Genomic DNA, 19,328 nt, shown 5'->3' with positions numbered 1-19,328 from the left:
CAGGCTGGCCACGTTCGACGCCGATGTGCCGCAACCACCGGGCGAGCCGGTTGGCGCGGCCGTTGAGCTCGGCGCGCGGATCGTGACCCCGATGTCGACCAGCTCGCGAGCCGCGACGCGCAGCGGCTCCGCGGTCGGCGTGTTCTCGCCGCTCACCGAGCCGCCCGCCGATCCACGTGACGGCTCCGCGGTCGGGGTAGTCTCGCCGCTCACCGACCGGCGCCGCGGGTCATGCTGACGAAGCGGGGACGCTGGTCCTCCGGGGTGTTGCGGCGTACGACGTCCGCCAACCTCCTCGTGGTCGCGATGATCCGCATGCCGGTCGGCGAGAAGGTGGCGGCGTTGAACACCCGCGGCGCCAGCAGCGGGTTGGTCAGCGCCTGGGAGAAGGCGTCGATGGCGATGATCTTCGTGAGGAGCGGCGGCAGGATGGCGTCGGGACAGCCGGGCTCCTCGGCGAACAGGCCCACGTACAGGTCGAGGTCGTCCACGCCGCGGTAGAGCTCCCGCAGCGCGCCGCTGACCCGCCGGTCGCCGGTGACGTGCTCGAAGCGGCGCACCCGGGGGAAGCGGCAGTGCTCGCGGTAGCTGTTGTAGGGGGCCAGGGCGAGGGCCCGGGAGTCGGCGATGCTGGCCGCGTCCACCTCGCGGAGGAGAGGGTCGGTGTTGAACAGGCCGATCCGGCCGGCGCGCTGGCGGGAGGCGTCCTCGAACAGGCGCCCGAGGCCCGGCTCGGGGATCAGCGCGCCGCCCAGGAGCGTGTCGGCCATCGGCAGTTCGCGGCCGCCCACCGAGAGCCGCGAGGGGATCAGGCCGTGCCAGCGGTAGACGAGGTTGAACTCGACCGACGCCCAGTTCTCGCGGTGCCAGGGCGCGCGGGCCAGCAACGCCGAAAGCCGCGGGTCGAGGGTGAAGCGGAAGTGGTAGGGGGTGATGTGGTTGATGTACTCCTCGACCACCAGCTTGATGAGCAGCACGATGAGGATGTTGCGGGCCGTCTGGAACAGCCGCTCGTCGTCCCAGCGCGGATGGGCCTCGGCGAGCAGCCGGGCCACCCTGTTGTGCTCGCGCAGGAACAGCACCGTGAGCATGGTGAAGCCGATCTGGATGTTGCCCCGGTCGCTGCCGGTCGCGAACAGCGTGTCGCGCTGGGCGTCGGTGAGCTCGTCGAAGCGGATCACGCTCAGCGGGGCGAACTCCGGCTTGATCTTGCCGTTCTCGCACAGGTGGGGAGGGAACTCGCCGCCGTTGAGGACCTGGCTCTTGAGCAGCCCGCCGTCGAACGCGCGCAGCGCCGCCGTCGCCTCCGGGTGCAGGCCGTAGAGCTGGTTGAGGTCGATGTGGTGGTTGGAGCTGTTCTTGCGCGGGTCGCGCGGGACGTTGACGTCGCCGCGCAGGAAGCCGTCGGTGAACCACTGGGCGAAGTAGGCGAACAGCACCGTGGAGCGCGGGCACGGGATCATGGCCTCGCCGCGGGTGAACAGCTCGGCGGCCCGCTCGGGGGTGGGCCGGCCGTCCTCGGCCGCGGTGTGCGGGGGCAGGTGCCTGCCGCTGTAGGTGCGGTCGGTCAGCGATGCCCAGGACGTGTAGCCGGCCATCGTGCTCAGCGGCTCCGGCCGTGGGGGCATCTCGCGGATCGCGTGGTCGATCAGCGAGGCGTTGAGGCGGCGCCGCAGCGGCGGGACGGCCTGCGCGAGGTCCCAGAACGGCCGGCCGTTGGTCAGCGCCAGGAACCTGAGCCGGTTGACGGCCCCGTCGACGGCGATGCTGCGCGCGCCCGTCATGCCTGCTCCCCCTCGGCGCCGAGACCGAGGACGAACCGGTCGGGGAAGATCCCCTGGGAGCGGACGACCCGCCCTTCCGGCGGCGGGAGCAGGCGTACGCCGGGGCGCAGCAGCAGGCGGCGTACGACCTCGCAGATGACGCCTCTCGCGGGATGGACGCCGAGGCAGGCGTGGTGGCCGTGACCGAAGAACAGATGGTGGTGGCCGGGCCGGTCGAGCCGGAACTCGTCGGGCTCGGGCAGCACGTCCGCGTCGAACATGGCCGAGGCCGGTGCGGCGAGCACGAACGTGCCCGCGGGGATCAGCGTGGCCCGCGGAGTGCCGGCGGCCAGGACGTGGTCGCGCTCGCACAGCCGGGGAAGCAGCTTGAAGAACGGGTTGAACCGCAACGCCTCCCACACGTAGGCGTCGAAGCGGGCGGGATCGGGCTCGGCGGCGGCCTCGACGGCCCCCGCCAGCACCTCGGGGCGCAGCAGGAGCTGCTCGACCGCCTCGGCCATGGCGCCGGGGGCGCTCTCCACGAACCCCAGCGGCAGGCCGGCCATGTTGATCACGATCCGCTCGTCGTCCACGCCGATCCCGGCGGGCAGGACGGTGCCGGCGAGCCGGGCGAACACGTGGCCGGGCGGCTCCTCCCCGGCTCGCCCGGCGGCCCGCAGCTCGGCGAGCCGATCCCGCAGGTACGCCGTCATGTCCGCGCCCGCTCGCACCGACGCGGCCTGGACCTCCGGGTCGCCGGAGAAGTTGGCGAAGCCGTCGGTGACGATCGCCCGCGTCCACCGCGACAGGGTCTGCCGGTCCGGGCCGGGGAAGCCGAAGTACGTCGCGCAGACCTCCAGCGCGACGTGGCGGAACAGCGCGTGGACGGCCTCGATGCGGCCCCGCGGCCAGGCGGCGTCGAGCGCCTCGTCGGCGACGCGCCCGGCCAGCTCGCGCACCCCGGCCGTGTCGCGCGGGTCGAGCATGACCTGCATCAGGCCCCGGTCGCGCCAGTTCATCGCCGTGGCGTCGCGGCCCAGCATGAACGGGCCGCCCAGGGCGGCGTCGAGGCGCGGGCCGAAGGCGCGTACCGAGAAGACCGACTCGTGGGAGAGCACCTCGGTGACGTCGGCGAAGCGGGTCACCACCGTGAAGGCGGGCGTGACGAAGACGGGGCGCCGCTCGCGCAGCTCGGCGAACAGGCCGCGCCAGTCGGTGCGCATCCATTCCCGGACGAGGCCGAACGCGGACATCGGGTCGCGGGCCAGCGCCTCGTCGTATCGGTCGAGATAGCCGCCCGTGGTCGTCTGACCGGCAGCGCCCATGCCGTGGCCCCTTCCGTAATGAAGCCGGAGCGAACAGAGATCATCACGTTGTGTAGCCACAATCTAGACAGGGACGGGGCGTCGGCTCAGGGCTACGGTACGCAGTGTTTTGATTCCTCACAGTGACGATGTCGTCACTTCACGGCCATTGCCGTGGTCCGGGGACGCGGCCTTTGAATGGGGGGCCGCATCCCCTTCGCCGATCACGGGAGGTAGCGTGACCTCGTCGGCCATCCCCCAGCCGGGCTCGGGCACGGCGGAGACGGTGACGGTCACCACCGGCCGCCGCACCGTCTATCTGGTCGTCCTCGTCGTGCTCCCCGTGCTGCTGCTGGCCCTCGCCGTGCCCGCCGTGTGGGGGTGGGGCATCGGGCCGCGCGACCTCGTCATCGCGGTGGCGATGTACCTCGTCAGCATCTTCGGGATCGCCATCGGCTATCACCGGCTGTTCACCCATCGGGCCTTCAGGTGCCGCCGGCCGCTGCGCGTCGCGCTCATGCTGGCGGGCGGCATGGCGGTCGAGGGCCCGGTCACGCTGTGGACGGCCGAGCACCGGCGGCACCACAAGTACGCCGACCGCGAGGGCGACCCGCACTCCCCGTGGCGCTACGGCGACGACGGCTGGGCCCTGCTGCGCGGCATGGCCCACGCCCACGTCGGCTGGTTCTACACCGCCCGTCAGCGCTCCAGCCGCCGGCACTGGGTGCCCGACCTGCTGGCCGACCCGGACGTGCGCCGGTTCGACGCCGCCTACCCGGCCGTCGCGGCGCTGTCGTTCGCCCTGCCGGCCCTCGTGGGCGGGCTGTGGTCATGGTCGTGGGCGGGCGCGTGGACGGCCTTGTTCTGGGGCGGGCTGGTCCGTTACGCCGTGGTCCACCACGTCACGTGGTCGGTGAACTCCGTCGCCCACACTTTCGGCGACCGCCCGTTCCGCACGCGTGACCGCTCGTCGAACGTGTGGTGGGTGGCGCTGCTGACCCTCGGCGAGGGCTGGCACAACTGGCACCACGTGGAGCCGACCTGCGCCCGGCACGGGGTGCTCCGGGGGCAGGTCGACCCGAGCGCGCGGCTGATCCGCTGGTTCGAGCGGGCCGGCTGGGCGTACGGCGTGCACTGGCCCGACCCGGCCCGCCTGAGGGCGCGGCTCGCGGACCGCGACGCCTCACCCGGCTGACGCGCCCGCCGCCCGGGGGCCCTGTGCCCGTGACGGCGGCGGCGAAATATCGTCGGAGGCGTGTCATCTCCCATGCGACCGCCGGGCACGAGGCTCCGCATCCCGATGAGCGCGCGGGCGGTCGACGAGCCGCACCGCGTCTCCAGCCAGCTCGAGCTGCTGTTCGACCTCACGTTCGTGGTGGCGGTCGCGGCGGCCACCGCCCAGTTCGCGCACGACGTCGCCGCCGGTCACGCTCTGACCGGGCTCGTCCTGTTCCTCCAGGTCTTCTTCGCGATCTGGTGGGCGTGGATGAACTTCACCTGGTTCGCCTCGTCGTACGACACCGACGACATCGCCTACCGGCTGCTGACCATGCTGCAGATGGGCGGCGTGCTGGTCCTCGCCGCCGGCGTGCCGGCCGCGGCGGCAGAGGCCGACTACCGGGTCGTCACGATCGGCTACCTCATCATGCGGATCGCCCTGGTCGCGCAGTGGGTGCGGGCCGGCGTGGAGGATCCGGCGGGCCGGCGTACCGCGCTGCGTTACGCGACCGGAATCACCGCGGTGCAGGTGGGCTGGGTGCTCCGCCTGGTGCTCGCGGAGTCGGACGCCCTGCCTCCGGCCGCCCGGGTGCCGTCCTTCGCCGCCCTGGCCGCCCTGGAGCTCATGGTGCCGTGGTGGGCGGAGCGGAGCCGGTCCACCACCTGGCATCCGCACCACATCGCCGAGCGCTACGGGCTGTTCACGATCATCCTGCTCGGCGAGAGCGTGCTCGCCGTGACCCGGGGTGTCACGGCGGCGCTGGAGTCGACCGAGGTCGGCGGCTCCCTGGTGATCATCGCCGTCTCGGGTCTGGTCCTGCTGTTCGCCCTGTGGTGGCTGTACTTCCTCGCGCCGGCGGGTGAAGGGCTCAGCGACCGCCGCCATCGCTCGTTCCGGTGGGGGTACGGGCACTACGGCGTGTTCGCGGCCCTCGCGGCTCTGGGCGCCGGCCTGGAGGTCGCGGTCGAGCAGACCGGGCACCACGTCGCGGCCTCGCCCCTGACGATCTGCTACGCCGTGGCGGTCCCGGTCGGCGTGTTCCTCGTCCTGCTGTGGCTGGTCCACGCGGCGATCGCGGACCGGCCGGTCGTCCGTCCCGCCTTGCTGCTGGGCGGGGTCGCCGCCGTCCTGCTGCTGCCGCTCGCGGCGGCGCCGATCGGCGTGGCCGGGGTGGTGGCGGCGATCGCGGGCGTCTGCGTCCTGCTGATCGCCGCCGCCGTCGCACCGAGATCCGCATAGATCTCCCGTCCCGGGCGTATGGTGGCCGTACGGCCTGCGACGCGAAGGAGTTCCTCATCAGCGAACACGTCGCGTCATCCCCGGCCCGGCCGGTACGCCGCCGCGTGACCGAGTCGGCCATCCTCGGCGCCCGCCCCCAGCCGCAGGCGGAGGCCGACCGCTGGACCTGTCCTCACGGCCGGCATGCCGGTCAGGGCTGTGTGACGTGCTACGAGGCCGCGGCGGAGGCCGACGCGGCGTTGCCGGTGTGGGAGGTGGCGGTGTGGTTCACCTCCGCCCGGCCGATCCCGATCAGGGCCCTGCACGACGTGCACCGCCACGGCCACCACTTCGCGCTCGACCAGCCGTCCACTCCGCTGATCTTTCTCCTGACCGGGCAGGTCCGGGCGGCTCAGGGAGTGGAGGCGGTGGCGGGCCTGGTCGGGTTCCTGGTGCAGAACCGGCACATCGTGGACGAGTTCATTGTGACGGAGTTCCGCGCCGTCCACTCCCTGACGGGCTGAGCCGGCGGCGTCCTACTTCGACAGGTAGAGAACCTTCCAGGTGCCCGCGTACAGGCAGGTGTTCGAGGGCTTGGTGGCGCTCTTGGGCTGCGCGCAGACCTTCAGCTCGACCTGGTAGACGTCGTGGTGGCTGAAGGAGAACCGCTTCGGGCTCCCGTACGAGCAGTCGCGGAAGCTGTGGTGCATGAACGGCAGGTTGTTCGAGGAGTCCCGGTACGTGACGCGGAAGACGGCCCAGCCGCAGGTCCCCTTGGACCGGGTGTTGTCCTGGACCGTTCCGCCGACCTTGACGACGCCGGCGGCCGGGATGTCGGCGTGGTCCTCTCCCGAGGCGGTCAGGGTTCCGGCGGCCTTGGCCGCGTGGCCCGGGGCGTAGTAGGGGCCCCAGGCGGTGGCCGTGGCGGCCTGCGCGGCGGGGGTGAAGGCGATGAGGGCGGCGGCGAGACCGGACAGGGCGACCAGGGGACGCGCGATCGACATCGGAGAGTTCCTCTCTCGTGACTGACCTCTCGTGACTGACCGCAATGTCCGTCGTACCGCTTTCAACCGGCTTGCGAGGTGGCGGCAGGTTCGGACCACCGCGCATGCGGAGGAATTGAAGGCGAAGGTCAGCGGCTTGGCGATGTCGCCCTTGCGGAGGACCCGGCGCACAGCGCTGATCTCCGATGGACGCGGCGGCGTCGGCTACCTCCTCAAGGACGGGGTGAGCCGGGTGAGCGAGTTCGTCGACGCGCTGCGGCGGGTCGCCGACGGCGGCACCGTCATGGACTCCGATGAAGACGCCCCACGGCGCGGGGTGAAACTTTCACGTCCGGACCCGCGGTCTCCGGCGTCTACCGGCGGCTTCTCCCAGGTGCCGGGCCCGGGTCGCGGTGATCCTTTACAGGTGGCCGGGGCGAACCCAGCATGAGGCCACCTCGATCACCGCGCGTCGATTGGACCCCCATGCGGACACACCGACTCCGCGCCGCCGCCTCGGCGACGCTCCTGGGCGCACTCGTCCTCGCCGGGCCGGGCACATCCGCGGCGAGCAGCGCCGAGACGCCGGTGAAGGTCACCGTGAACGCCAACGCGGGCCTCGCGACCATGCCCGACACCGGGCTGGGGATCAACGACGCGATCTGGGACAAGGAGCTGGGCACCACCGCGGTGTCCGACCTGCTGAAGAACGCGGGCGTGCGGATGATCCGGTACCCGGGCGGTTCCTACGGCGACATCTACCACTGGAAGGACCACACCGCGCCCGGCGGCTACGTCGCCCCGGACACCGACTTCGACACCTTCATGGCCGCCGTGAAGCGGACCGGCGCCCAGCCCATGATCATCGCCAACTACGGCACCGGCACCCCGGAGGAGGCGGCCGACTGGGTCCGCTCCGCCAACGTCACCAAGAAGTACGGGGTCACGTACTGGACGGTCGGCAACGAGAACTACGGCAACGGCCACTACGGCGCCGAATGGGAGGCCGACAACCACCCGGACAAGAGCCCCACGGCGTACGCCAACGGCGTGGTCGCGTTCGCCGACGCGATGAAGGCCGTGGACCCCGGCATCAAGGTCGGCGCGGTGCTCACCATGCCGGGCAACTGGCCGGACGGGATCGTGGCCGGCGGCGACCCCGCCACGTGGAACCAGACCGTGCTGACCGTCGCCGGATCGAAGATCGACTTCGTGGACCTGCACTGGTACCCCGGCGGGAGCACCGCCGCGGAGTCGCTGGCCAGGCCGGAGCAGATCGCGGACGCGGTGTACATGGCGCGGGAGCAGATCGCCCGGTACGCCCCCGCGGACGCCGGCCGCATCGGCATCAGCCTGACCGAGACGAACGTGGGCGTCGGCCCGAACACCCAGCCGGGCGCGCTGTTCCTCGCCGACGCCTACAGCGGGCTGCTGGAGAACGGCGTCTTCACGGTCCAGTGGTGGAACGTGCACAACGGCATCGGCACGGTCTCGACGGTCGCGGGCCAGACCGACTACGGCGACTTCGGCCTGCTGTCCAGCGGCACCTGCCTGGCCGACGGCACGACCTGCGAGCCGCCGCTGAACACGCCGTTCGCGCCGTACCACGGCCTGGCCATGATGAACGCCTTCGTCCGGCCCGGCGACCGGTTCGTGCGGGCCGGCACCGACGATCCGCTGGTCACCGCGCACGCCGCGCGCCGCCCCAACGGCGACCTGGCCGTGCTGCTGGTGAACAAGGACCCGGACAACGCCCGCACGGCCGCCATCGCGTACACCGGCTACACCCCGGCCACCGACGCGCCGGCCGTCCACTCGTACGTCAACGGCGGCACCGGCGTCACCACCGCCCAGACGGGCACGGCGAAGAGCCAGACGCTGCCGCCGTACTCGCTGACCACGCTCGTGCTGCACCCGGCGAACCAGGTCACCGGGGCGCCGGGAGCGCCCGGCCGGCCTGCCGCGTCCGCCGTCACCGACCGCACGGCCACCCTCTCCTGGCCGGCCGCCGCCGCGGGCGGGAACCCCGTCGCCAAGTACGAGCTCCACCGGCAGAACGGCGCGATCGACGAGCAGCTCGGTGAGACCACCGGCACGTCGTTCACCGTCGCGAACCTCACCCCGGGCACCCGCTACACGGTCAACGTGCTGGCCCGCGACACGGCGGGCAAGGTGAGCCAGCCCTCGCCGCCTCTCACGTTCGTCACCGGAAGCCCGGCCACGAGCACGTGCACGGTCAGGTTCAACGGCAACGGCGACTGGGGCAACGGCTACGTCGCGGGCGTGGACATCACCAACACCGGGCCGGACGCGATCGACGGGTGGACTCTCACGTTCGACTGGCCGACGGCGTGGCAGCGGATGAACGGCGGCTGGAACGCGACCTGGGAGCAGAACGGCCGCACGGTCAAGGCCACCAGCCTGAGCTCGAACGGCCGTCTCGCGGCGCGCGGGGGAAGCGTGAGCGTGGGCTTCGTGGCCGGGTACACGGGCCCGAACATCCTGCCGCCGGTCTTCACCCTGAACGGCACGGTCTGCCACACGCCCTGACCTCCCCCTCAGGTGTCTCCGAGGCGGATGAGCATCTTGCCGGTGTTCGCTCCGCGGAGGAGGCCGAGGAAGGCGTCGACGGCGTTGTCGAGGCCGTCGACGATCGTCTCCTGGGTGCGCAGGGTTCCGTCGCGGAGCCAGGAGGCGGCGAGCCGGGCGTACTCGGCGGCCAGGTGCTGATGGTCGCCGACGATGAATCCGCGCAGCGTCAGCCGCTTGCCCACGGCCAGGAAGAGGTTGGTGGGGCCGGGGACGGGCTCGGTGGCGTTGTACTGGGAGATGGCCCCGCAGAGCGCGACCCGTCCGAAGGTGTTGAGCGCGTCGAGGGCCGCCTGCAGGTGGTCGCCGCCGACGTTGTCGAAGTAGACGTCGATGCCGTCGGGCGCGGCGGCGGCGAGCTGGCCGCCCAGGTCACCGGCACGGTAGTCGATCGCGGCGTCGTAGCCGAACTCCTCCACCACGCGCCTGGCCTTCTCCGGCCCGCCGGCGGAGCCGATGACCCTGACCGCGCCCAGGTGCCGGGCCACCCGCGCGGCGACGATGCCGACGGCCCCGGCCGCGCCCGAGACGAACACGACGTCGCCCTCCTTGACCGGGGCCACCTCCTTGAGCCCGGCGTAGGCCGTGAGCCCGACCATGCCGAGCGCGCCGAGGTAGGTCCGCGCCGGCGCGATCGCGGTGTCCACGACCTGTGCGGCGGAGGCGTCGAGGACCGCGTGGTCGCGCCAGCCGCGGAAGTGCAGCACGGTCGCGCCGACCGGCACGTTCGCGGCGTTGGAGGCGATGACGGTGCCGACGGCGCCGCCGTCCATGGGCGCGCCGAGCCGGAACGGCGGGACGTACGACTTGACGTCGTTCATCCGGCCGCGCATGTAGGGGTCGACGGACAGCCAGTCGTTGCGCACCAGGATCTGCCCGTCTCCCGGGTCGGGCAGCGCCGTCTCGACGAGAGAGAAGTCGGTGGGCTCCGGCTCGCCGACGGGGCGGGCGATCAGGTGGACCTCACGGCTGGTCACCGGCATGACAGACCTCCACATTCCGATTTATACCTTTATGTCCAGTTTGGGGGTTGGCCTGGGCGATCATTGACGCGGCCCATCGGACAGAACTACGTTCTAGATACTGACTGGTCGGTGCACATGAGGACGGAACGCATGAAGGCTGCACGGCAGGCGTGGCGGCGCCTGGAGCCGGTCCACGGCATGGTCTACTTCGTCCCCGAGGCGACGCGCCGGTACGCCGAACTGGGGCTCAAGGGCCGGGCCGGCTACTTCGCCTCCCGCGGCGCGGCCCTGGGACGCGCCTCGGCCGAGCAGGTCATCGCGACCTTCTACAACTTCTGCCCCGCCCTCGTACGGCGGGCGCTCCCGGCCGCCTGGGACGTCGTCACCCCCGGGGACATGCTGACCGCCCGGTCCGACGCCGCCGCCGAGGCGCTTCGCCGGGCGGGCGTCCACGAGCTTCCCCATCTGGACGAGACCGTCGGCCTCGCGCGGCGGGCGGCCCTCGCGGCGTGCGAGCACCTGGAAGGTCGTCCGCTGTTCGCCGCCCACGCCGCCCTGCCGTGGCCGGAGGAGCCGATCCGGCAGTTGTGGCACGCCCAGACGCTGCTGCGCGAGTTCCGCGGAGACGGCCACATCGCGGCGCTGCTCACCGAGGGCATCGGCGGCCTGGAGGCCCTGGTGCTGCACGGGGCCGGCGGCGAGGTGCCGTCCGCCGTCCTGCGGATCAGCCGCGCCTGGCCGGAGGAGGAGTGGGCCGCCGCCGAGGGGCGTCTGCGCGAGCGCGGCCTGCTCGGCGAGGACGGCACCCTCAGCGCCGAGGGTCAGGCCCTGCGCCGGCACATCGAGGACCGCACCGACGCTCTCGCCCTGCCCGCCTACGGCGCCCTGGGCGAGGACGGCTGCGAGCGGCTGGCCGAGCTGGCCCGCCCCTTCGGCCGCGCCGTCGTCGACGCCGGCCTGCTCAACCTGGGCGCCTTGAGAGAAGCCGCGGACCAGGACTAGGCCGCCGGGGTCTCACGGCCCGGATGAGCACGCCTCAGGGCGGGGACGGCCGATGGGTCGTCGCCGCGCTGCCTGACCGATCACCGGCCCGGCGGCCTCAGCGCCCCGACGGCCTCAGCGAGTAGAGGTGGATGCCCGAGGCGGTCAGGGCGCACACGAACGCCAGCCCGGACAGCGCCATGCTCAACCCCGGATCCCGGCTCATGACCAGCAGGGCCGACACGAGGAGGAGACCGAACACCCCCGTCAGCAGGTGTCCCCAGCCCCGGAGGCGGTGGCGGCCGGTGGACCGGCGGCTGAGCAGGCGCGGCACCCGGCCGGTGACCAGCGCGTAGACGCCACCCACGAGGTGGTAGACCGCGAGAACACCGATCACCCCCAGCGCCACCGTCGAGAAGTCCACACCGGACACCCTGCCGGACACGCGGCGCGAAGATCAAGCCCGAGGCTGGCACCGGACCAGGGCTGGCACCGGACCAGGGCTGGTACCAGACCCGGATGAGGCGGGACAGGGCAGGCCGAGCCGAGGCGGGCCGGGCCAAGGCACGCCGAGGCGAGGCCGAAGCGAGGCGAGACCGGAACGAGGCGAGACGGGAACGAGGCGAGACGGGAACGAGGCGAGACGTTTGGCGGCGGGCGAGCCACGGCCGCCCGCCGAGGCGCTGGACAACCCGGAGCAACCCGAGCAACCCAAGCACCATGAGCTACCCGCGCACCCGGCCGTTCCTCGGCAAGGTCCTCTGGCCCCCTACAGAGGATGCGTGAGGAGCCGGCGGCCCTCGTCCTGGAAGCCACGCTTGCCGTAGTAGGCGAACAGGTGGCTCACGTCGTGGCCGTTGGGCGCGACGACGATCTCGACCGCTCTGCATCCCCTTCCGGCGGCCCAGCGGAGGCTGTCCTCGATGAGCCGCTCCGCCTCGCCCCGCCGGCGGGCGTCCGGGACGACGTACAGGTCCTCCAGCTCGGCGAGCGGTCCCGATTCGAGCCCGAAGGAGGTCGTGGTGATCGCGAACGCGACGGCGCGGCCCTCCGCCTCGCTCACCGCGACACGGGCGGCGGGCGAGACGATGAGGTGGGCGAGGTTGGCGCGCAGGTCGTCGCGCGAGGTGGTGAAGCCGTCCTCGGCGTAGAAGTCGACGGCCATGGCGAGCAGGACGGGCAGATCGCCGGGGAGCGCGGTACGGATCGGCATGCGGGCCATGATGGCCACGCCACCGCCTCGCGGGCCAGCAGTTTTCGTGCAGGGGCGGCTAGCCGAAGATCTCGGACGCCCCCCGCTCGTACGCGCGGCGCCAGGCCAGGCGGTACAGGATCCGCGTGGCTACCGGGGCGGTGACGAAGAGCTGCCGGCGCTCCAGCGGCCGGCCACGCCGCCTGCGCGACCCAGATGGTGAACGTGACGCCCTCACCGCGAGCTCCCTCTCTTCTTCACCGCACCAGCCGCCAGATGCCCGCCGAGCGCCGCACCAGCCGACGGACTGCCCACCTCTCGGCCGTGGGCTGCCCACCTGGCGCCGCTCGGCCGTAGGCTGCCCAGCGCCGTGCATGCCTTGGACTGTTCACGAGGTGGGTGGGACAGTCGTTCCCGGCGTACGGGGGTGCAGGTGGCGGGCGACACCGGCGACACACGCGGTGATCGCCGCCAGGAGGGCCATCGCGCCCTCGACGCCGATGCCGGCGCGCAGGAGCACGACCGCCGCCGCCGAGACGATGATGACGACGACGATCACGGCGGCTCGCGATCCAGGTGCGGGCAGCGCCGGAAGGTGACACCACAGAGTGCCCATCAGAGGGCTCCTTTCGGAATTCGACACTTCAGGATGTGGAAGTGAAAACTTCAGGAAGAGATGGCTTGGAGGAACAGGGAGCTTCAGGAACAGGAAGCTTTGGCGGTAGGAAGCTTCGAGAACAGGAAGCTTGGCCACCAGGGAACTTCGGAAACCAGGGCCTTCGGCAGCAGGGGTAGAGGGAGGAGGTGGGTCAGCGTCGTCCGGGAGGCGAGGGATGACCGGAGGCGGTCTGCTCGTCGGCCCAGAACTCGATCAGCTCCTCGGCGGTCAGCCGGTCGGCGGGGCGGCCGGGCGGTGTGCGGCCCGTGGCCAGCGCCCACGTCGTCACCAGGAGGATGAGGAGTTGGTCGTCGTCGTGGGCCCACGGCTCCGGGGGGCGCCCCGGCCGCCGGTCCCCGGTGACGCGCAGGAAGGTGTGCGGAGCAGCGGCGGCGGCGCACGGCATGAGCTCTCGTCTCCATCGTCGGCGATCGGGATGTGGCCAACACTGCCGAGGCGACTCGCTCGGATGCCACCGATGCAAACACCTCCGGACAACTCCGGAGCAGATAGCGCCATATCCGGATAAACACGCCGATGCGGCGACGCGCATCATCCGAGGACGTCCGGAATCGTCAGGAATGATTCGCCTATATACGGAGGCGTCCGAATACGTACGTATCGGAACGGTGGCACGGGAAGCCCGATGTGGCGTGGCAACCGGTTGATCCCGGACGATGGGAAATATCGGATCTCGCCGTGCTTGTGCGCCGACTGGTGCCAGGATGACTTCTGTTATTCGCCGTTTATCAAAGATCACTCATTTTCCGGCTGGGACGATGGCTGAACTATCTCGCGACGGGGCTCCGTACCCCTTCGTCATGCGGCTCAGGGAACTGCACGCGCTGGCCGGATCGCCGTCGCTGTCCGAGCTGTGTCGGTTGTCACGCTCCAACAAGGCATGCATGGAGCTGAGGAAGAGCACCGTCTCCGACGTCCTGACCGGCAAACGGAAGCGGGCGCCGAAGTGGACGTTCGTCCACTCGTTCGTCACGACCTGCGCCATGGCGGCCGAGCAGGGCGGCCTGGACGTACGGAGCATGGGCGACATCCAGGCGTGGTACGCGTGCTGGCGGGCCGCGCACGACGCCGCCGCGCTCTCCCCCGCCCCCGCCGCCGCGCTGAGCGGAGCCACGGCGCTGGCCGTTCCGCCACCCGCCGCCATCCTCTCGCCGCCCGCCACTGTCCTCGCGTCGCCGCACGCCACCGTCCTCGCGTCGCCACCCGCCACCGTGCTCACGTCGCCGCCGACCACCGACCTGGCTTCGCCGCCCCAGCAGGTCCCCGAGTACCCACCGCAGACGGTCCAGGAGCACGCGTCCCGGCCGGCCCAGGAGTACATGCCGCAGGCGGGCCCCGAGTTCGCGTCCCGACCGGTCCAGGAGTACGCACTGCGGACAGTCCCCGAGCTCGTGTCGCGGCCCGTGGACGAGCTCGCGTCGGCGGTCGTCGCCGAATGCGCGGTCGTCGCCAAGTGTGCGCCCTCGCCCACTGCTGCGGGTTCCGGTGTGCTGCCGTGGCGGCCTCGGAGGGCCGTCCCCGGCGATCCCGCGGGAGGGCTGGAAGGGAGGGAACGGCCGGAAGCGCAAGAACGGTCGAGACCGTCAGAACAGGCGAACCAGGCGGAACGGCTCGAACTGACCGAAGGCGGGGAACGGACGGAACGACCGGAACGGCCCGAACCGGAACGGCCCGAGCATGAACGGCCTGCACCGGGACGACCGGCACCGGGACAGCCCGCACCGGAATGGCGGGAGCGCGTGGCCGGCGAGGGGGCGGAGATCGTGGAGCCCGTCTCAGGGGAGGAGCGGGAGCTGCTGCGGATCTACGGCAGAACCGGGCTGCGCCTGCTGCGCGAGAGCGACCCGGCCGACGGGCGGGACTGCATGCGGCTGGCCGTGGTCACGTTGTTGAGGAACCACCCGGACGTGGCGCGCGACTGGCTGCGCCGGGCCGGGGACGCGGGCAGGCACGAGGCCACCGAGCTGTTCAACCATCCCCGCCCCGAGGACCGCGCCGCCGGGCACGCCTACCTGCACGGCATCGGCTACCAGGAGGCCGAGCCGCCCCGGCTCAGCTATGCGATGTTCTTCTTCCGGCTGGCGGCGGCGCGGGGTCACGCCGGGGCGGCGTTCCGGCTGGCCAAGGCGCATCGCGCCAACCGGGAGAACCGGACGGCCGAGAAGTGGCTGCGGCGAGCCGCCGAGGGCGGGGATCCGCTCGCGGCCTCCGTGCTGGACGGCGCCCGGACAGCCGCGGGCGGGATCGACCCAGGTTTGCTCGCGGAGCTGCTCGACCGGATACCCGTGCCAGCGACCCCGCAGGCGTAGACGAGAGCTGGATGCCCGTCCCGGCGACCCCGCAGGCGTAGGCCAGAGCTGGATGCTCGTGGGTGAAAGCCCGATGCCCGTAGCGAACACCCCCACCGGCCCGCACAAGAGCCGGACGCCCATGTCGGTGGGCTCGCCGGCGTAGGCGAGAAGGTGAGGGCTTTGGGCGTCGGTCCGCGGTGTTCAGTGGGGCTCAGGCAGTGGTGTTGCGCGGGGTGGGGCGGTGGCCCAGGGCGCGTTCGGCGGCGATGCGGGTGAGCCACCCGAGCCCCGCCGTGAACAGGGGCGGCCAGACGAGCGGCCCAACGGTGTAGCCGACGAGGATGGCGAGCGGTATCCACACCCTGTGGACGGCGCCGTACATCAGACCGGGCGGACGAACCCCAGCAAGGCGGGCCAGGTCCGGCAGCGCCAGGAACACCAGCATGGCCAGGGTGGTCGGCAGGCCGTACTTCTGGCTCTCGAAGATCGCGAAGGCGGCCAGGAACAGCGCGAGCGCTCCCCAGGCGGCTCGGCGCGCCCATTCGGCGGCGCCAGGAGGGGCCGCCGGGCTGTCAGTAGTCACGGGCGGAAGCGTAGTAATCCATCAGATTCCCGGTCATACCGGGAGGGGCGTGGCGGACGCAGAGAAGAGGGCCGCATCCGCCATACCGGGAGGGGCGTGGCAGGCACAGGAAAGGGGGCCGCGCCCGCCAGCACCTGGATCAGGAGGCGGCCGGCCCCAGCGTGTCGGTCCAGCCCGACTCGTACGTCGTGACGGACGTCTTGGCCTTGAACGGCTTGCCGTCGCGGAGGGTGTCGACCGACGTCTCGACGGGCTGTCCCCTTCACGCCTCGGAAGAGGGTGACGGGTCGCTCACGTCCCGTTCACCCGGCGGTCGGCACCCGGCGCCCTGGCTGGCCATACGTAGATCTCCCGATGTGGCGACATGCCGGATCTGTCTACCCTCGGGAGCGTCGAGCGGCGTCCGAGCAAGGTGGGTTCATGCGCGCGTTATCCATGTTCGTCTCCACCGTCCTAGTGGTTACGACTCTCACCACGCCAGCCGCTGGAGCGGTCCGTTCCAAACCGGCGACCGACACCTCGGACGTCGTCTACCGGCGTTCCGACTTCTCCACCGGCGTCCCCGAGGGGACGGCGGGCGACGGCTACGGGCTGACCTTCGCCTCCGCGGTGGGCACCACCTCCTACACCGACGCGCTCGGCACCAGGACCTGGGAGTACGCCCGCTGGACCGGCCCCGAGGAGCAGGTCGGCTTCCCCGCCACCGAGCTCATCGCCTCCTGGACCGCCGACATCCCGGCCGGGAGCTGGATGCAGGTCGAGGCGCGCGCCCGCAACTCCGCCGGGCTGACCAAGTGGTACGTGCTCGGCCGCTGGGCCTACGGCGAGGACGCCATCCGCCGCACGTCGGTGCCCGGCCAGGGCGACGCAGACGCCACCGTCTCCGTCGACACGCTGGTCGCCGCGGCCGACCGGCAGATCGACGCCTACCAGCTCCGCCTCACCCTCTACCGGGCGCCCGGCTCCGGCGTCACGCCCCGGGTGCGCTCGCTCGGCGCGATGGCCTCGTCCGTGCCCGAACGCAAGACCGTGCCGGTCAGCCCGGCGGGCGGCGCGTGGGGCGTCGAACTGCCCGTGCCGCGCCGCTCGCAGAACGTCCACGAGGGCCACTACCCCGAGTGGGACGGCGGCGGCCAGGCCTGGTGCAGCCCCACCTCGACCACGATGGTCCTCGGCTACTGGGGCAGGTGGCCGAGCGCCGGGGACACCGCCTGGGTGAACCCGTCCGACCCGAATCCCGAGGTCGACTACGCCGCCCGGTACAGCTACGACCACGCCTACCAGGGCGCGGGCAACTGGCCGTTCAACACCGCCTACGCGGGGCGCTACGGCATGGACGGGTTCGTGACGCGGCTGCGGTCGCTCACGGAGCTGGAACGGTTCATCTCCGCGGGCATCCCGGTGATCACGTCGCAGTCGTTCAAGAAGGGCGAGCTGCCGGGCGCCGGGTACGGGACCAACGGGCACATCATGGTGGTCGTCGGTTTCACCGCCACCGGTGACGTGATCGCCAACGACCCGGCCTCGTCCAGCAACGACGCCGTGCGGCGGGTCTACCCGCGGGCCGACTTCGAGAACGTCTGGCTGCGCAGCTCCAGCAGCGGCGGGGTCGTGTACGTCATCCACCCGCCGGGGCACGCCCTGCCCGCGAACGTCCCTGACGTGCCCGCCAACTGGTGAGTCACAGACTCGGCGCCCCTGGACTCACGGGCACGGAGGGTCAGAGGCCCGTGGGGTCGATGACGCGGAGGCGGGGGTCGGCCGGGGCGTAGCCGAGGCGGGCCACCAGGTCGCCCGTGCCTCCCGGGCCGTCCCCCGCCCGCCCGTCCCAGACGACGACGGCCCGGAGACCGGGATCGAGCGCCCGGGCCGTCTCGACCATCCGCGCGTTGGCCCGCGCGAAGACCCGCGCGTCCACTTCAGCGCCCGGTGCGGCACCCACCGCGGCATCCGGCGTTGCGGTGCCCGCCGCGGCATCCGGCGCGGTGCCCGCCTGCGTGGCGGACACGGTGTTCACCTCGACGTCCGCCTCGGCTTCTCCGGGGCGGGTCGCCGGTGGGGGCAGGACCTCCGCCCGGGCGGTCACGGCCGCGAACCGGTCCCGCCACTCGGCCCCGGCGGGACCGGGCATGTCCACCGACTCCCGGACGAAGTCCTCCACTGGCAGGGCGAGACACACCACGACCCGCGCACCGCGCCGCAGCGCCAGCTCGGCGCCGATCAGGTCGGCGCCGCGCGCCCCGCCGCACACGACCGTGGTGCCCGGCCCGATCCCCCACTCGCCGAAGACCGCGTCCATCTCGGCCGCGACCCGGCCGGCCAGGCTCTGCGGGAAACGCGGTGGCCGCCGGCCGGGCATGTCGACGAGGTGGCCGCTGACGATGAGCGCGCGTGTCACCGGTCCATCATGGCGCACCCACCCTCCAAGCCCCCTATGACGACTTATCGGTATAAAGACCAGGCGATTTCTCGGCAGCATCGGCGGGCAGGGCCGGCTCCTCCGGCGAGGCCGCGGACTCCTCCTTCTCCACCAGGAGCTGCCCCCACTGCCCGTTCTCGGTGCGGAAGATCTGCTCGATGCGGTCCATCTCGGCCGTCACGTCGGCGCCCGGCCCGGCCGCGTCCCAGTCGATGGCCGCCGCGTCCAGGTTGAGCGCGGCGTCGCCGTACAGCTTCTCCAGCTGGGCGAACCCGATGAGCGCCTCGAACCCCGTCATCGCGCCCGCCAGGGCCGCGAGCACGGCCGCCGCCACCCCGCACGCGGCCCGCCCGGTGCCGGCGGCGAACTGCCCCGCGACACCGGCCAGCGCCGACAGGAACAGCAGCAGGTTGCGCGCCATGAGCGCCTGCCGGTGCGCGGCCGCGTACTCGTCGGCGCGGGCGTGGTAGAACGCCTGCTGGTCGGCGATGCGCAGCTCCCGGTAGAGCGCCCGGAAGGACGCCTCCCGGCCGCTCGCCTCCACGGGCCTGTCGCGGTCGCTCATTCGAGCTCCTTGTCGGCGTGGATCGCGTGCACGGCCCGGCGCAGCGCGATGTCGCGGTCGCGGCCGGCGTACGGCCCGGTCATCGACAGGTAGCGGAAGTGCAGCGCCCGCAGCCGCTCGGCCTTGGTCCGCGCCTCCATGTAGCTGCGCAGCGTCTCGCTCTCCCCCGCGTACCGTGCGCTGGTGGCCAGCGCGACGCCCACGACGGCGAGCAGGATCGCGGGCCACCGCTCGCCCGACAGGACGGCCTGGAGCCCGCCCAGCCCGGTGATGAGCGCGGAGCCGAGCAGCACGAGCACCTGCTGGCGGCGGTAGCGGTTCTGGTCGCGCAGCGCGATCGCGTCGTAGCGGGCGAAGGCCGGTGCGAGCTCCCGGTCGAGGACCTCGAAGTCGGCGGCCAGCTCGGGATGCGCGGCACGGTGTCCGGGCGGGATCACGGGGGCCGAGGCGGGGGAGGAGCGCAGCCGGGGGAATCTCGCGAACAATGCGTGCCGCACGGCCACCTCCAGGTCCCGGAAAAGGCTCACCTGAATGTACGAGAACGGAGAAGGGCCTTCAACGGAGTCGTCCACACCGG

The 19,328-nt window shown here is 72.2% G+C and carries 21 protein-coding genes and 1 pseudogene; 9 read left to right on the top strand and 13 right to left on the bottom strand.

Going from position 1 to position 19,328, the window contains the following annotated elements; translation table 11 throughout:
* Window positions 1-238 (top strand): hypothetical protein (locus tag AB0H81_RS25605; RefSeq protein WP_358379363.1); only part of this gene is annotated, 238 nt, incomplete at its 5' end.
* Here AB0H81_RS25605 and AB0H81_RS25600 read toward each other — a convergent pair.
* Window positions 210-1,784, bottom strand: coding sequence for a peroxidase family protein (locus AB0H81_RS25600; protein ID WP_358379360.1), 1,575 nt, complete (start codon window positions 1,782-1,784; stop codon window positions 210-212). The two genes, AB0H81_RS25605 and AB0H81_RS25600, sit on opposite strands and share 29 nt — an antisense overlap.
* On the bottom strand, window positions 1,781-3,088 hold the full coding sequence (locus tag AB0H81_RS25595; RefSeq protein WP_358379357.1) for a cytochrome P450: 1,308 nt from the start codon (window positions 3,086-3,088) through the stop codon (window positions 1,781-1,783). The genes AB0H81_RS25600 and AB0H81_RS25595 overlap by 4 nt, the downstream gene beginning before the upstream one ends.
* A 217-nt stretch (window positions 3,089-3,305) precedes the next feature.
* Here AB0H81_RS25595 and AB0H81_RS25590 point away from each other — a divergent pair, with 217 nt between their 5' ends.
* The 3 genes from AB0H81_RS25590 (at window position 3,306) to AB0H81_RS25580 (ending at window position 6,028) form a co-directional block, all read left to right on the top strand.
* Entirely contained in the window at window positions 3,306-4,262 is a 957-nt protein-coding gene (locus AB0H81_RS25590; protein WP_358379354.1) for an acyl-CoA desaturase, read from the top strand.
* A gap of 60 nt (window positions 4,263-4,322) precedes the next feature.
* Window positions 4,323-5,525, top strand: coding sequence for a low temperature requirement protein A (locus AB0H81_RS25585; RefSeq protein ID WP_358379351.1), 1,203 nt, complete (start codon window positions 4,323-4,325; stop codon window positions 5,523-5,525).
* Window positions 5,526-5,629: 104 nt separating this feature from the next.
* Window positions 5,630-6,028, top strand: a complete 399-nt coding sequence (locus tag AB0H81_RS25580; RefSeq protein WP_358379348.1) for a hypothetical protein — start codon at window positions 5,630-5,632, stop codon at window positions 6,026-6,028.
* A 12-nt stretch (window positions 6,029-6,040) separates the two neighbouring features.
* Here AB0H81_RS25580 and AB0H81_RS25575 read toward each other — a convergent pair whose 3' ends face one another.
* Window positions 6,041-6,508: a hypothetical protein gene (locus tag AB0H81_RS25575; RefSeq protein ID WP_358379345.1), complete on the bottom strand. Its 468-nt coding sequence runs from the start codon at window positions 6,506-6,508 to the stop codon at window positions 6,041-6,043.
* 175 nt (window positions 6,509-6,683) lie between these two features.
* Between AB0H81_RS25575 and AB0H81_RS25570 the strand changes: the two are divergent.
* Window positions 6,684-6,797 (top strand): annotated as a pseudogene (locus AB0H81_RS25570) (DNA-binding response regulator); the annotation flags it as partial.
* 176 nt (window positions 6,798-6,973) lie between these two features.
* Window positions 6,974-9,037 carry a cellulose binding domain-containing protein gene (locus tag AB0H81_RS25565; protein ID WP_358379342.1) on the top strand — a complete coding sequence of 688 codons (2,064 nt, stop codon included), beginning with the start codon at window positions 6,974-6,976 and terminating at the stop codon, window positions 9,035-9,037.
* 8 nt (window positions 9,038-9,045) lie between these two features.
* Here AB0H81_RS25565 and AB0H81_RS25560 read toward each other — a convergent pair whose 3' ends face one another.
* Window positions 9,046-10,059 carry an NADP-dependent oxidoreductase gene (locus AB0H81_RS25560; RefSeq protein WP_358379340.1) on the bottom strand — a complete coding sequence of 338 codons (1,014 nt, stop codon included), beginning with the start codon at window positions 10,057-10,059 and terminating at the stop codon, window positions 9,046-9,048.
* Window positions 10,060-10,191: 132 nt separating this feature from the next.
* On the opposite strand from AB0H81_RS25560, the gene AB0H81_RS25555 reads away from it, so the two are divergent.
* Window positions 10,192-11,043: a hypothetical protein gene (locus tag AB0H81_RS25555; protein ID WP_358379337.1), complete on the top strand. Its 852-nt coding sequence runs from the start codon at window positions 10,192-10,194 to the stop codon at window positions 11,041-11,043.
* A gap of 97 nt (window positions 11,044-11,140) precedes the next feature.
* On the opposite strand, the gene AB0H81_RS25550 is transcribed toward AB0H81_RS25555, so the two are convergent.
* The 5 genes from AB0H81_RS25550 to AB0H81_RS25530 all read right to left on the bottom strand — a co-directional run bounded on the left by AB0H81_RS25550 (window position 11,141) and on the right by AB0H81_RS25530 (window position 13,278).
* Window positions 11,141-11,446, bottom strand: a complete 306-nt coding sequence (locus tag AB0H81_RS25550) for a hypothetical protein (protein WP_358379334.1) — start codon at window positions 11,444-11,446, stop codon at window positions 11,141-11,143.
* 345 nt (window positions 11,447-11,791) lie between these two features.
* Window positions 11,792-12,235 carry a GNAT family N-acetyltransferase gene (locus AB0H81_RS25545; protein ID WP_358379331.1) on the bottom strand — a complete coding sequence of 148 codons (444 nt, stop codon included), beginning with the start codon at window positions 12,233-12,235 and terminating at the stop codon, window positions 11,792-11,794.
* Window positions 12,236-12,293: 58 nt separating this feature from the next.
* Window positions 12,294-12,452 carry a hypothetical protein gene (locus tag AB0H81_RS25540; RefSeq protein ID WP_358379328.1) on the bottom strand — a complete coding sequence of 53 codons (159 nt, stop codon included), beginning with the start codon at window positions 12,450-12,452 and terminating at the stop codon, window positions 12,294-12,296.
* 150 nt (window positions 12,453-12,602) lie between these two features.
* On the bottom strand, window positions 12,603-12,830 hold the full coding sequence (locus AB0H81_RS25535) for a hypothetical protein (protein WP_358379326.1): 228 nt from the start codon (window positions 12,828-12,830) through the stop codon (window positions 12,603-12,605).
* Window positions 12,831-13,023: 193 nt separating this feature from the next.
* Complete coding sequence (locus AB0H81_RS25530) at window positions 13,024-13,278, bottom strand: hypothetical protein (protein WP_358379323.1); 255 nt, start codon at window positions 13,276-13,278, stop codon at window positions 13,024-13,026.
* Between the two features lie 415 nt (window positions 13,279-13,693).
* On the opposite strand from AB0H81_RS25530, the gene AB0H81_RS25525 reads away from it, so the two are divergent.
* Window positions 13,694-15,202, top strand: coding sequence for a hypothetical protein (locus tag AB0H81_RS25525; protein WP_358379321.1), 1,509 nt, complete (start codon window positions 13,694-13,696; stop codon window positions 15,200-15,202).
* A 193-nt stretch (window positions 15,203-15,395) separates the two neighbouring features.
* Here AB0H81_RS25525 and AB0H81_RS25520 read toward each other — a convergent pair whose 3' ends face one another.
* Window positions 15,396-15,767, bottom strand: coding sequence for a hypothetical protein (locus AB0H81_RS25520; protein WP_358379318.1), 372 nt, complete (start codon window positions 15,765-15,767; stop codon window positions 15,396-15,398).
* Between the two features lie 420 nt (window positions 15,768-16,187).
* Here AB0H81_RS25520 and AB0H81_RS25515 point away from each other — a divergent pair, with 420 nt between their 5' ends.
* A complete protein-coding gene (locus tag AB0H81_RS25515) occupies window positions 16,188-17,447 on the top strand; it encodes a C39 family peptidase (protein WP_358379315.1) in 1,260 nt (419 codons plus the stop codon).
* Between the two features lie 40 nt (window positions 17,448-17,487).
* Here the strand turns inward: AB0H81_RS25515 and AB0H81_RS25510 are convergent, their stop codons facing one another.
* The 3 genes from AB0H81_RS25510 to AB0H81_RS25500 are packed head-to-tail and all read right to left on the bottom strand — an operon-like array spanning window position 17,488 to window position 19,278.
* Window positions 17,488-18,165, bottom strand: a complete 678-nt coding sequence (locus AB0H81_RS25510) for a hypothetical protein (RefSeq protein WP_358379313.1) — start codon at window positions 18,163-18,165, stop codon at window positions 17,488-17,490.
* A gap of 34 nt (window positions 18,166-18,199) precedes the next feature.
* Window positions 18,200-18,751 carry an SLATT domain-containing protein gene (locus AB0H81_RS25505; protein ID WP_358379311.1) on the bottom strand — a complete coding sequence of 184 codons (552 nt, stop codon included), beginning with the start codon at window positions 18,749-18,751 and terminating at the stop codon, window positions 18,200-18,202.
* Window positions 18,748-19,278, bottom strand: coding sequence for a DUF4231 domain-containing protein (locus AB0H81_RS25500; RefSeq protein ID WP_358379308.1), 531 nt, complete (start codon window positions 19,276-19,278; stop codon window positions 18,748-18,750). The genes AB0H81_RS25505 and AB0H81_RS25500 overlap by 4 nt, the downstream gene beginning before the upstream one ends.
* Window positions 19,279-19,328: the final 50 nt, after the last annotated feature.

This window comes from Nonomuraea sp. NPDC050691, assembly GCF_040654455.1.
In the GTDB taxonomy this organism is placed as follows: Bacteria; Actinomycetota; Actinomycetes; order Streptosporangiales; family Streptosporangiaceae; genus Nonomuraea.
Note: the sequence above shows the minus strand (reverse complement) of the source record. Positions and strands in the feature narration are given on the sequence as shown.

Excerpts from the sequence above, each read along its gene's own strand:
- AB0H81_RS25565 (WP_358379342.1), top strand. The coding sequence starts at position 6,974 with ATGCGGACACACCGACTCCGCGCCGCCGCCTCGGCGACGCTCCTGGGC.
- AB0H81_RS25575 (WP_358379345.1), bottom strand. The coding sequence starts at position 6,508 with ATGTCGATCGCGCGTCCCCTGGTCGCCCTGTCCGGTCTCGCCGCCGCC.
- AB0H81_RS25600 (WP_358379360.1), bottom strand. The coding sequence starts at position 1,784 with ATGACGGGCGCGCGCAGCATCGCCGTCGACGGGGCCGTCAACCGGCTC.
- AB0H81_RS25535 (WP_358379326.1), bottom strand. The coding sequence starts at position 12,830 with ATGGGCACTCTGTGGTGTCACCTTCCGGCGCTGCCCGCACCTGGATCG.
- AB0H81_RS25515 (WP_358379315.1), top strand. The coding sequence starts at position 16,188 with ATGCGCGCGTTATCCATGTTCGTCTCCACCGTCCTAGTGGTTACGACT.
- AB0H81_RS25555 (WP_358379337.1), top strand. The coding sequence starts at position 10,192 with ATGAAGGCTGCACGGCAGGCGTGGCGGCGCCTGGAGCCGGTCCACGGC.
- AB0H81_RS25505 (WP_358379311.1), bottom strand. The coding sequence starts at position 18,751 with ATGAGCGACCGCGACAGGCCCGTGGAGGCGAGCGGCCGGGAGGCGTCC.
- AB0H81_RS25545 (WP_358379331.1), bottom strand. The coding sequence starts at position 12,235 with ATGCCGATCCGTACCGCGCTCCCCGGCGATCTGCCCGTCCTGCTCGCC.
- AB0H81_RS25595 (WP_358379357.1), bottom strand. The coding sequence starts at position 3,088 with ATGGGCGCTGCCGGTCAGACGACCACGGGCGGCTATCTCGACCGATAC.
- AB0H81_RS25530 (WP_358379323.1), bottom strand. The coding sequence starts at position 13,278 with ATGCCGTGCGCCGCCGCCGCTGCTCCGCACACCTTCCTGCGCGTCACC.
- AB0H81_RS25525 (WP_358379321.1), top strand. The coding sequence starts at position 13,694 with ATGCGGCTCAGGGAACTGCACGCGCTGGCCGGATCGCCGTCGCTGTCC.
- AB0H81_RS25560 (WP_358379340.1), bottom strand. The coding sequence starts at position 10,059 with ATGCCGGTGACCAGCCGTGAGGTCCACCTGATCGCCCGCCCCGTCGGC.